Source organism: Runella sp., assembly GCF_027484545.1.
In the GTDB taxonomy this organism is placed as follows: domain Bacteria; phylum Bacteroidota; class Bacteroidia; order Cytophagales; family Spirosomataceae; genus Runella.
Genome location: NZ_JAIXST010000100.1, coordinates 26922 through 35584, shown reverse-complemented (window position 1 = coordinate 35584; position 8663 = coordinate 26922). Strand labels below are relative to the sequence as shown.

Sequence of the window (8663 nt, the reverse complement as noted above, 5' to 3'; positions counted from 1 at the left end):
TACTGTAAATATCTCACTTATCCACATTTCAACAAAAGAAAAAGAAGCAAAAAGAAAACTTACAGTAATAACAGTTTTTATTATAAATAATCAAAGTGCAAATCTAAAGGGCGGCCCCGCGTCGGAATGACAAAGGCGTGAGCCCCGGAATGACAAAAGGGTAAGTTATGGGTCGGGTTGTGAGCACCCTGACGAGCATTTTTGTCACCCCGATCCCGAACGCTTTCGGGAGAGGGGTCTGTGACCGCTTGGGTGTAGATTCCTCCTATGGTCGGAATGACAAAGGCTGTTATGGCGTAACCCGTGCTAAAATCAGCTCTTTAAGTTTGCGCAGGATATAGACGATTTGGAGAAGTTCGGGCTTTTTGGTTGAGTCAAATTGTGGGCTTACGCAATAGTCCGAGCCTGTAAGTGTTGCAAAACGCCAGTTATTTTCTTTCACAAAGCAGCCGTAAATACACTTTCCGTCTGCGTTTTGTTGCTGTGCCAGTAGCATTGCTGCCAGCATCTGCCCTTGTGGGTCTGTCTTTCCCCAAAGTTGCGCTTGCTTGAATTCCTGTAAGAAAAAAAAAGGCTTATCAGGACTACCACCTAATTTAGGCGTGGCTACCATACAATCAGTGATAACGTGCAGTTCATACTGTCCAATTATCCCATCTAAAGGACGTTCAAAAAAAGTTTTGCAAACGCCTTCTATATTGGGGTCGGCCACGTTCAAAACAGCACTGATAAAGTGCATTTTAAGTTCTTCCTCATTCCAGCCTCTTCCCATTTTTTCGTAGCGTATGAGGGCGGCCTCTAATGTTTGATCTTCAAAGTCCGTTAAGTTTGTATAAGCATTAAGCCATTCTTCAAGAAAACTACATTGTTTTACAGGCCTAATACCAAAGGTATCCATCATTTTATCGCCTCTAAACTGATAAAATCGTTGTGTTGGTTTGGTCTCCATCTCACTTTGGTTTTGATTACTCTAACAAAGATACTCAAAAACTGTAAACACTATCCTGCGCTGCTGCCTCACCAAAAATGAGGTAGATTTCTACAGAATGACAAAAACAAAGAATGGTATTCAACAACTCTTCTAATTTGATACCCCCTACCAAGCCCAAATCAATGAGCATGGTCTCGGATTGGGCATCCTTATGATAAGTAGGTTTTTAAAACGCAACCGTGGCACAATTGCCGTGGAGAGCCCCCAACAAAATACGACTAAATTTGTCCTCTCATTGCCAACTACCGCTGCGGTATAATAATATGTTGGGCTTGGCATGTTTTTTGACAAAACGGTTCATCCACTTCTATTGATACTCCCCACCTTTCGATTGGTACACCTCACAGGTTATTAGTCCACTCTTTGACTACCGTTTGCGTTAAGTTGCACAATCCTTGATGGGTTGTAAGAGGAACAATATACGTGTCTTAGTTATACATTCCCTACAACATCATCACTATGTTTAAGCATTTTACCTACTTCACGCTTTCTTCCATGTCATGGATAAGGCACTTAACCTACTTTTTGCTTTCTTTTTGGAGGCAGATTATAAGCTTGCCTAAAATAGCAGTAAACCTCCTGCCCCTAATGGGCTTGTTGCTGGTGTTTGAACAAGCGCACGCGCAAACCTGTCCTGTTACCACCTTACCCAAGCCTATAAGGATAGTGGGCGATTACCGTAACGTAAGTGTGCCAGATGCACAGGGACGTACTTTTATCAACAATTATACCTACAATCTACCAGCGACTAATTGGGATGACTCACTTGGTACACCCATTGCCAATGCGAACGTAGGGGGTGCTACGGGCACCTCGTCTGAGGAACTTTATCGGCATACTGTTAGAGCTCCAAAACTCGACTGGCATATTGCCGTGCCTAATGGTACTTATCAAGTATTACTGCATCATTCAACTATATCGGCAGTAGCAGGTCGTATTCTGGACATTACGCTCAATGGCACCCTGGTAGATGCGGCCTATAGCCCTTTTGCGGCCTCAGGCAACACTGCCAATGCGGCAGTAGTAAAATCTTATACAACAACCGTTACAAACGGAGACCTGTCTTTGGCTATTGAGGCCGCTACGGGTAGTTCGTTTCCTCAAGGTATTCTAAGTGGCTTAGAGATCATTCCTCTTACCCTGAATGGGGCTGGTACGCTGACTATCAATAAAACAACGGTAGCGGGCTGTTACTCAGTCAATGGAGTTAGTAAAGCAACCGTCAGCGTGGAGGTAGGCTGGGCCAATGCCGTTGGTCCGATTACGGTTTCCTATGCTGGTCAAACCCAAACCATCAACCCAGGAAGGAACTTAGTAGATTACCCCCCCTACAATCAAAATGGTGCTACATTTATTCATAGTCCTCAGGTGGTATCTTTTGAGGTTGATTTAAGTACAACGACCTCGGGACAAAGTGTTACTGCTACTTGGAACAATGCACCTTCTTGTCCTGCCACCAGTGCCCCCATTACACTACAGGCCCCCTGTCCGCCAACAACTTGTGCGGTTAATCAGACAGGTGGGAAGGTCTTCAATGATTTCAATGCTGATGGAGTGAAAAATAGTGGCGAATATACAGGTATTGCTGGCGTGACAGTTCGAGCCTACGACTGCAACAACCAGCTTGTGGCTACGGCTACTACCGATGCCTTTGGGGCATATAGCTTTACGGGTCTTTCGGCAAGCAGTTATCAAATAAGTGTAGAGTTCGCAAACTTACCTGCTTATGCGAGTATGGGTACGCTCAATGGCGTAGATGGCCGTACCACGGTACAGTTTGTCAATGCCCCCGATTGTTCGATTGACTTAGGGGTTCTCAACAACGTGGATTATTGTCAAACTAATCCAAATGTGATTTGATTGTTCCTTGTTATATCAATGGAGATCCACAAGACTCTGGTACTGCTACCGAAGCGGCCCTGGTGTCAGTTCCTTATAATTTTACAGCTCCCCGCAATGACCCCAACGCTACTTATTTGGCACGTATTCCGCAGGTAGGTACTGTTTGGGCAACCACTTACGATAAGTACCGTAAGGCACTTTATTCGGCGGCGTTTGTCAGAAGACACATGGGGATGGGGCCAGGGGGGTTAGGTGCCATCTACAAAACAGACCTAACCACCAACGCCACCACCACGTTGGTAGATGTTACGACTCTCGGGGTCAATTTGGGCAGTATTGCTGATAATGCAACCCGTGGATTGGGGGCTAAAACCGCGCAAAGTGCCGACGCTCAGGGTTTCACGGCAGTGGGTAAAGTAGGAATGGGAGGGATGGACATCTCCGAAGATGGCAATTCGCTTTACTTCATGAACCTGTTTCAGAAGAAATTGCACGTGCTAAATTTGTCTTCGCTGTCGCAAAGTGCCGAAGTAGCCATTCCTGACCCAGGTTGTGAAAATGGTAGCACACGCCCTTGAGCGGTCAAAATCTATAAAGGCTATGCCTACGTTGGAGTAGTTTGTGATGCTAGCACCTCTAAAAGTGCAGGTGACTTGCGAGCGTATGTATATAGAATGAATTTGACTACCAATGTCTTCGATACCAATCCAGTGTTTGATTTTCCACTTACATATCCCAAGGGATTTGCCTTTTGGGTAACTACGAGTCATACAGGTTGGTATCCTTGGTCGGATGATTGGAAAGATGTTTTCTTTACTAATGGATTCGCCCCTTGGGTAGGTGTTATGCACCCTGTTCCAATCTTGACCGACATCGCCTTTGATACAGATGGTTCTATTGTATTAGGCATTGGCGATCGAACTGGTTTCCAAACGGGCTTTCAGAACTGGTCGCCCGAAGGCAGTGGCTCGTACAGCAACGTTCTTGGCGGTGATATTTTACGTGGATATTATCAGAATGGTTCATACGTATTAGAAAACAATGCCAAGGCTGGGCCTGCTGTTGGCTCAGGTGTCAATAATGGACAAGGGCCAGGATTTGGTGAGTTTTATAGTGATAACCAAGTAACTGATGGCATTTATGCCCATGCCGAAACCGCGATGGGCGGATTGGCAATTCGTCCAGGTTCGGGCGAAACTATTTACACCGCAGTAGATCCACTTGATAATGTATTGAATGCGGGGGGCTTCCGTTGGATTAGCAATAGCACAGGTAATCCCACGTCTATTTATGAAGTATATACGGGAGGGGCTTCTTTTGCCAAAGCCGCATTTGGAAAGATGTCAACGACAATGGTTTACAAGATTTACCAACTGAAAAAGGTGTGGCAGGTGTGAAAGTAAACTTGTACGCAGCATCAGGCGGCACAAAAACAGGTAGTATTTTGCAAACCAAAACCACAGGAACAGACGGTTTGTACTTATTCACGGGCTTGTTGGCGGGCGATTACATCGTCGAAATAGACAAAACGAGCTTGAAAGACACCTGTGCCATTACCACCAAGCAGAATACAGGTAGTGACGATACGAAAGACTCAGACTTCAATCCAACCACTGGTTTGAGCCAAGTGGTGACCTTGAACCCTGTGTTCAACCCTACGACTCCGACGGAGATTTTAGCGACGAACAACTTGACGGTGGATGCATGATTGGTGAAAGTGTGCATTGTGCCCACTCGCACGGTACGTGCTACTGACCCCACTTGCTTGTTAGCGGGTAAAATTGAATTGACAGCCACCAACGGCGACAAATACGGCGTGAGCAAAGGCGCTACCTATATGGGCCCAGCCTACGCAAGTGCGACGGCTGTAGGTACGTTGCCAGTGTTAATCAAAGGCAACATCAGCCACGCGGCTGATTCAACTTGGACGATTCGGGTGTTTAACAAAGACAATACTTGTTTCAAAGACACGACCGTAACAGTGAAGGCATTGGTGAAAGATGCAACCGTGTCAGTAGCCAATGGTTTCCCAGTTTGCCGCGTAAATGGTACAGCTTATACGATTAAGTTCACCAAATCACCTGCGGGTGCAGTGGTGACAGCGAAAAACGTAGCCACAGGCGCGGCCATTCCCGTAACAGGCGACTCAGTAGCCAACATTGCTTCGACCGTGGCGAAAGTACGATTGATTGTCACCAATGGAGTTTGTAAAGACTCGGTTGATGTATCTGCGCCTGTTTGCGACAAACCAGTAGGTTCAATCGGCGACTTGATTTGGAAAGATACCAATGATAACGGCTTGCAAGACTTGCCAACCGAAAAAGGTGTTTCGGGCGTAAAAGTGAACTTGTACGCAGCCTCTGGTGGTACGAAAACAGGTTCGATTCTACAAACTAAAACCACAGGAACAGACGGCTTGTACCTATTCACGGGACTTTTGGCGGGCGATTACATTGTCGAAATAGACAAAACGAGCTTGAAAGATACTTGCGCCATTACCACCAAACAGAACATCCCAGGCGACGATACCAAAGACTCGGATTTCAACCCAACCTCGGGTCTGAGCCAAGTGGTGACCTTGAACCCCGTGTTTATCCCGACGACGGCAGCCGAGATTTTGGCGACCAACAACTTGACGGTTGATGCGGGCTTGGTGAAAGTATGCATTGTGCCAACGCGTACTGTGGTAGCCACGAACCCAACTTGCTTGTTAGCAGGCAAAATCGAATTAACGGCGACAAATGCGGTGTCAGCAAAGGCGCGACTTACACAGGGCCAGCGTACGCCAGTGCGACGGCAGTAGGTACATTGCCAGTGTTGATTAAAGGCAACATCAGCCACGCGGCAGATTCGACTTGGACGATACGGGTCTTCAACAAAGACAACACTTGCTTCAAAGACACCACCGTCACGGTGAAGGCATTGGTAAAAGACGCGACGGTTTCGGTCAATAACGGCTTCCCAGCTTGTCGCTCAAACGGCACAGCTTACAGCATCAAGTTTACCAAATCACCTGCGGGTGCAGTGGTGACAGCCAAGAACGTAGCGACGGGCGCGGCTATTCCAGTTACAGGTGACTCAGTAGCCAACATTGCTTCGCCCGTACAAAGTACGTTTGATTGTTACCAATGGAGTTTGTAAAGACTCGGTTGATGTAACAGCCCCAGTTTGTAACCAATCCGTCGGTTCAATAGGCGACTTGATTTGGAAAGATGTCAATGACAATGGCTTGCAGGATTTACCAGCCGAAAAAGGTGTGGCAGGGGTGAAAGTGAACTTGTACGCGGCCTCTGGCGGCACAAAAACAGGACCTGTTCTGCAAACCAAAACAACGCTTAATGATGGCTTGTACTTGTTTTCGGGATTGTTGGCGGGCGATTACATCGTCGAAATAGACAAAACGAGCTTGAAAGATACCTGTGCCATCACCACCAAACAAAACACAGGCGGTGACGATACGAAAGACTCAGACTTCAATCCAACTACTGCTTTGAGCCAAGTGGTGACGTTAAATCCAGTCTTTAATCCTACAACTCCGACGGAGATTTTAGCGACCAACAACTTGACGGTGGATGCAGGATTGGTGAAAGTGTGCATTGTGCCCACTCGCACGGTACGTGCTACTGACCCCACTTGCTTGTTAGCGGGTAAAATTGAATTGACAGCCACCAACGGTGACAAATACGGCGTGAGCAAAGGAGTGACCTACACAAGCCCAGCCTATGCTTCGGCTACGGCAGTAGGAACATTGCCAGTATTGATCAAAGGCAACATCAGCCACGCGGCAGATTCGACATGGACGATACGAGTGTTCAACAAAGACAACACCTGTTTCAAAGATACAACCGTGACAGTGAAGGCATTGGTCAAAGACGCAACCGTATCAGTAGCCAATGGTTTCCCAGTTTGTCGTCAAAATGGTACAGCTTACACCATCAAGTTTACCAAATCACCTGCGGGTGCAGTGGTAACGGCCAAGAACGTAGCGACGGGTGCAGCGATAGCAGTAACTGGTGACTCCGTGGCGAACGTGCCATTGACAGTAGCCAAAGTGCGATTGATTGTCACCAACGGTGTTTGTAAAGATTCCATCGAAGTCAATGCGCCAACTTGCGACAAACCCGTCGGTTCAATTGGCGACTTGATTTGGAAAGACGTCAACGACAATGGTTTACAAGATTTGCCCACGGAAAAAGGCGTGGCAGGAGTCAAAGTGAATCTCTACGCAGCTTTGGGCGGTACCAAAACTGGTAGCATTCTGCAAACCAAAACCACAGGAACGGATGGTTTGTACCTGTTCACTGGCTTGTTGGCAGGGGACTATATTGTTGAGATAGATAAGACAACTTTGCCAAATACGTGCGAAATCACCAATAAGCAAAACATTCCAAGTGACGACACCAAAGATTCGGATTTCAACCCCACATCGGGCTTGAGTCAGGTGGTTACCTTGAATCCAGTGTTCAATCCAACTACCCCGACGGAATTGTTGACGACCAATAACTTCACAGTTGATGCAGGCTTGGTTGTCCCTTGTGTGAAATCAAAAGTAACCTTGACAGGTGCACCCGTTTGCTCGGCAGATGTTCAAACTTACAGCATCACTTTCAGTGTGACAGGTAAAAATGGCATCATCAAAGTAAATAAAGGGACGCTGACGGGTGCTAATCCTTACACCGTCACGGGCATACCTTCGGGGGCTACCATCAAAATCACCGACAGCTTGAGTGCGGTTTGCAAGTTTGATACCCTCATTACTGGGCCGAACTGTAACTGTAACCCAGCATTACCGATGTTGCTCACCCCAAGTATGACGGCTTGTGCAGGAGACACCTTCCCAACCATCAAAGCGACGGTAGTGGGATTGGCTACGGTAGAATGGTTCACACAGCCAACGGGTGGTACTGCGGTCTTTACGGGACTCAATTACAAGCCATCAGGAACAGTACCAACCACGGGTGCGGTTTTCTACGCCCAAGCCCGCAGCACCGACCCTACTTGTCTGGCAGCTATTAGCACAGGCCGAGTAATGGCCACCATCAATGCCCAAGATTACACCAAGGAAGTGGATTTGGCCTTGAAGAAGTCCATCAACACCAAAATCGCTCAAATCGGCGATGTGTTGGCCTATACCTTGAAAGTGTGGAATGAATCCAACACCAACGCCACGGGCGTAGAGGTCACCGACTCCATTGCGACAACGGTGCAGTTCCAAACAGGTAGTTTCACGGCGAGTCGAGGTAGTGCGAGCATCACGGGTAATGTCATCAAATGGACCATCGGAGGCATTGCTGCGGCAGGCGTTCCTGCGGCAGGCGTACCTGCCAACGGTGACACCGTTACATTGACTTACAAAGTGAAAGCCACCCAAGAGGGTGTTCATTTCAACACCGCTGAAATCTCAAAAACCAACGAGAAGGACATTGACTCAACGCCCAGCAACAGCAAAGACGGAGAAGATGACATTGATCATCAATGCTTTACCGTACCTATCAAGCTGTGTGCCAGTGAGAAAGTGCAGGCAAGTGTACCGGCTAATCTGGGCAATGTACAGTGGTTTAAAAACGGAGGAAGCACAGCAGTTGCCACGGGGAATGTGGTCTTATTGACCGAAGTGGGTACGTATACCTTCACGGCCACCAATCAGACCTGTCCGACCAACGGTTGTTGTCCAGTCATTATTGAGCCGGGAGTCAATTGCTGCCCCGAAGATTTATGCATTCCGTTTACGGTTAGAAAAAGAAAAAAGTAGTAAAAGGGAAGAAGACGAAAAATCGCTGTTGGTAACCACTGACAGCGATTTTTAATTTTAGGGTGTATATTTGTCCAT

General features: G+C 47.2%; 8 protein-coding genes. 7 read left to right on the top strand and 1 reads right to left on the bottom strand.

The features are described 5' to 3' along the window. Positions 1-289: 289 nt before the first annotated feature. On the bottom strand, positions 290-949 hold the full coding sequence (locus tag Q0081_RS09095; protein WP_298351751.1) for a hypothetical protein: 660 nt from the start codon (positions 947-949) through the stop codon (positions 290-292). Between the two features lie 501 nt (positions 950-1450). On the opposite strand from Q0081_RS09095, the gene Q0081_RS09090 reads away from it, so the two are divergent. The 7 genes from Q0081_RS09090 to Q0081_RS09060 all read left to right on the top strand — a co-directional run bounded on the left by Q0081_RS09090 (position 1451) and on the right by Q0081_RS09060 (position 8585). Further along, positions 1451-2851: an SdrD B-like domain-containing protein gene (locus Q0081_RS09090; RefSeq protein ID WP_298351749.1), complete on the top strand. Its 1401-nt coding sequence runs from the start codon at positions 1451-1453 to the stop codon at positions 2849-2851. Then, positions 2848-3411, top strand: coding sequence for a hypothetical protein (locus Q0081_RS09085; RefSeq protein WP_298351747.1), 564 nt, complete (start codon positions 2848-2850; stop codon positions 3409-3411). Before Q0081_RS09090 ends, Q0081_RS09085 begins: the two co-directional genes overlap by 4 nt. Before the next feature lie 96 nt (positions 3412-3507). Then, on the top strand, positions 3508-4230 hold the full coding sequence (locus tag Q0081_RS09080) for a hypothetical protein (protein WP_298351745.1): 723 nt from the start codon (positions 3508-3510) through the stop codon (positions 4228-4230). Further along, positions 4218-4541 (top strand): SdrD B-like domain-containing protein, encoded by a 324-nt coding sequence (locus Q0081_RS09075; RefSeq protein ID WP_298351743.1) that lies wholly within the window; start codon positions 4218-4220, stop codon positions 4539-4541. The genes Q0081_RS09080 and Q0081_RS09075 overlap by 13 nt, the downstream gene beginning before the upstream one ends. Positions 4542-4559: 18 nt before the next feature. Beyond that, positions 4560-5636, top strand: coding sequence for an SdrD B-like domain-containing protein (locus Q0081_RS09070; RefSeq protein WP_298351742.1), 1077 nt, complete (start codon positions 4560-4562; stop codon positions 5634-5636). Further along, a complete protein-coding gene (locus Q0081_RS09065) occupies positions 5537-5974 on the top strand; it encodes a hypothetical protein (RefSeq protein WP_298351755.1) in 438 nt (145 codons plus the stop codon). The genes Q0081_RS09070 and Q0081_RS09065 overlap by 100 nt, the downstream gene beginning before the upstream one ends. Further along, positions 5925-8585, top strand: a complete 2661-nt coding sequence (locus Q0081_RS09060) for an SdrD B-like domain-containing protein (protein WP_298351740.1) — start codon at positions 5925-5927, stop codon at positions 8583-8585. The genes Q0081_RS09065 and Q0081_RS09060 overlap by 50 nt, the downstream gene beginning before the upstream one ends. Positions 8586-8663: the final 78 nt, after the last annotated feature.

Bases quoted from the DNA above. Each gene is read 5' to 3' on its own strand.
- Q0081_RS09095 (WP_298351751.1), bottom strand. From the start codon at position 949: ATGGAGACCAAACCAACACAACGATTTTATCAGTTTAGAGGCGATAAA.
- Q0081_RS09090 (WP_298351749.1), top strand. From the start codon at position 1,451: ATGTTTAAGCATTTTACCTACTTCACGCTTTCTTCCATGTCATGGATA.
- Q0081_RS09080 (WP_298351745.1), top strand. From the start codon at position 3,508: ATGAATTTGACTACCAATGTCTTCGATACCAATCCAGTGTTTGATTTT.